Below are 3137 nucleotides of genomic sequence, written 5' to 3'. Positions count from 1 at the left end.
CTCCCCCTCACCCCCAACGGAAAAGTCGACACCAAAGCCCTCCCCGCCCCCGACCACCACCGACCCGACCTCACCACCACCTACACCCCACCCCGGACGGACACCGAGCGCACCCTCGCCGCGATCTGGTCCGAGATCCTCGGCATCGACACCATCGGCATCCACGACAACTTCTTCGAACTCGGCGGGGATTCCATCATCAGCATCCAGATGATCGCCCGCGCCAAGAAGTTCGGTGTGCACCTCACTCCGCGGCTGATCTTCAAGAACCAGACGATCGCCGAGATCACGGTCCACGCCGGTACGGCCACGCAGGTGGACGCGGAACAGGGCCTCGTGGTGGGCGAGGTCCCGCTGACACCGATCCAGCACTGGTTCTTCGAGAAGGACCTGCCGGCGTTCGACCACTTCAATCAGGCGGAACTCCTCGTCACCGACGGACTCGACGCCGACGTGCTGCGGCTCGCCCTGGTCGACCTGATCGAGCACCACGATGCGCTGCGCCTGCGCTGCGCGGACGGGGCCGACGGCTGGCGGCAGTACCTGGACGAAACTGTGGACACCGGCGTCCTCGACGTGCACGACCTGTCCGCTGTCGCGGACGAGTCCCTGGCGTCGGTGTCGCTGGACATCGCGGAGGAGACGCAGCAGAGCCTCGACCTGGCCAAGGGCCCGTTGCTGCGGGCCGCCCTGCTGGAGTCGGGGCCCACGCGTGGGCAGCGGCTGCTCATCGTCGTACACCACCTGGCGGTCGACGGTGTGTCCTGGCGGATCCTGCTGGAGGACCTGGGCAGTTGCTACGAGCGCCGGGCTGCCGGGCTCGCGCCCCTGTTGCCGGCGAAGACGACGTCGTTCCGGTCGTGGGCTCAGCGGCTGCACGGCTTCGCAGACTCCGATCAGGCACGGGCGGAGTTCGCCTACTGGGCCGAGCCCAAGCCGGCCGGCCGGGTGCCGCGTGACCGGGACGGCCGCAACGACCTGGGATCCGCCGCCGCCGTCGTGGCGACGCTCAGCCCCGAGGAGACTCGTGCTCTGCTGCGGGACGTGCCGAAGGTCTTCAACACCCAGATCAACGACGCGTTGCTCACCGCGCTGGCGCACGCCCTGCGAGACTGGACCGGGGACGACGAGACGCTGGTCGGTCTGGAGGGACACGGCCGTGAGGATCTGTTCCCCGACGTGGACCTGTCGCGGACGGTGGGATGGTTCACGTCTGTCTTCCCCGTCGCCCTGCGGCTGGCGCCAGGAGCCACCAGTGCGGTGGCCTCGCTCGACTCCGTCCGCGAGCAGTTGGCGGGAATCCCCAACAAGGGGGTGGGCTACGGCATCCTGCGCCATCTCGGCGCCCCGGACGTGGCCTCAGTGCTGCGCCGGCAGCCCACTCCGGAAGTGAACTTCAACTACCTGGGGCAGTACACCAGAGACCTGCCGGGGATCGGGCGGTACGCCGGTCCCGAAGGACCCAAGGGCCACTCGATCAGCCCGGACGGCATGCGGTGGAACGTGCTGGACGTGACCGCCGCCGTCGAGGGCGACACGTTCGGCCTGTACATCAACTACTCGACCGCGCTGCACGACCGGCGCACCGTCGAGTACCTGGCCGACGGCGTCCTCGGCCACCTGCGCGAGCTGATCGCCGGTAGCGCCGACGGAACTGCCGACGCCCGCCGGGAGTCCCCCGGTGTTCCCCTCACCGATGTCGGTGACGCCGACATGGCCGCGATCCTGAAGAGGTTCTCGATATGAGCGCGCACAACGTGGAAGACGTCTACGGACTCTCGCCCCTGCAGTTCGGCATGCTGTACCACTCGCTGGAGGACACCTCCGACACGCGCCCTTACATGGTGCAGATGACGGAGGAGGTCGAAGGGCCCTTCGACGAGACGCTGTTCGGCACCGCCTGGCAGCAGCTCATCGACCGGCACTCGATCCTCCGCAGCGCGTTCGTGTGGGAGGGGGTGTCGGAGCCGGTTCAGGTGGTGCAGCGCAGGGCTCCCCTCCCCTTCGAGGTGAGGGATCTGCGCGGCCTGTCCGATCGCGAGGAGCGGCTCAACGCCTTCATGGCGGAGGACTGGGACCGTGGGTTCGACCTGTCACGAGCCCCACTGGTGCGGGTCACCGTGCTGCGAATGTCGGAGGAACGCCGGATCGTCGTCTGGTCGTTCCACCACATCCTCCTCGACGGCTGGAGTGTGCAGATCCTTCAGAAGGAGCTGTTCGCCCTCTACCGCGCGTTGCTCGACGGCACTCCCGCCGAGCTGCCGCCGACGGTCCCGTACCGCCGGTACATCGAGTGGCTGAACTCCCGTCGGGACGACAGCTCCGCGGCGTTCTGGTCCGACTACCTGGCGGGCGTCACCGAGCCCACCGCCCTGCACGTCGACCGGGACACCGGGAACACGGGAGTCGGCGAGTTCGAGACGTGCGCCTCCGCGGAGCTGTTCGCGCGGGCCCGGGACTACGCCAAGTCCCAGCGCATCACGATGAACACTTTGGTACAGGGCCTGTGGTCGATCCTGCTTTCACGGTACAGCCGCCAGGACGAGGTGCTGTTCGGCTCGACGATCTCGGGCCGCTCGATCGATCTGCCCGGCGTCGAGTCGATGATGGGCCTTTTCATCAACACGCTGCCGGTGCGCGGCCGGCTCACGGGTGACCTGGTCGTCTCCGAGTGGCTGCGGGATCTCCAGGACGAGCAACTGGACATGCGGCAGTGGGAGTACTGCCACCTGGTCGACGTGCAGAAGCACAGCAGGATCCCGCGCGGCGAGCCGCTGTTTCGGTCCATCCTCGTCTTCGAGAACTACCCGGTGGTGCAAAAGCCGTCGGACTTCCCCGAGGGACTGACCCGGCGCCTGGTGAACTGTGTGGAACGCACCGGGTACCCGCTCACCCTCGTCGTGTCGGCGGGCCGGGCCCTGGAGTTCCGCTTCGTCTACGACCGGAGCAGGTTCGACGCGGAGACGGTCGAACGCATGACAGGCCACCTCGAGAGCCTGCTGGCCTCCGTGGTGGACTCGCCCGGGGCACGCATCGGCGACTTGAACATGTTGACGGTGGGGGAGCGGCGGGAGGTTCTGGTCGAGTGGAACGGGGTGTCGGGTCCGTATCCGGACACGGCGACGATTCACCAGCTC

2 protein-coding genes are annotated in these 3137 nt (G+C 67.9%); both read left to right on the top strand.

Going from position 1 to position 3137, the window contains the following annotated elements; genetic code table 11:
• Positions 1 to 1746, top strand: a 1746-nt coding sequence (locus AB0N31_RS36370; protein ID WP_366062817.1) for a condensation domain-containing protein, incomplete at its 5' end; no start/stop codon positions are given.
• Positions 1743 to 3137: condensation domain-containing protein (locus tag AB0N31_RS36365; protein ID WP_366062816.1), on the top strand; the 1395-nt coding region annotated here is incomplete at its 3' end. The genes AB0N31_RS36370 and AB0N31_RS36365, both read left to right, overlap by 4 nt.

The organism is Streptomyces sp. NPDC051051 (genome assembly GCF_040682975.1).
Lineage (GTDB): Bacteria > Actinomycetota > Actinomycetes > Streptomycetales > Streptomycetaceae > Streptomyces.
This window is presented reverse-complemented; position numbering and strand designations above follow the sequence as displayed.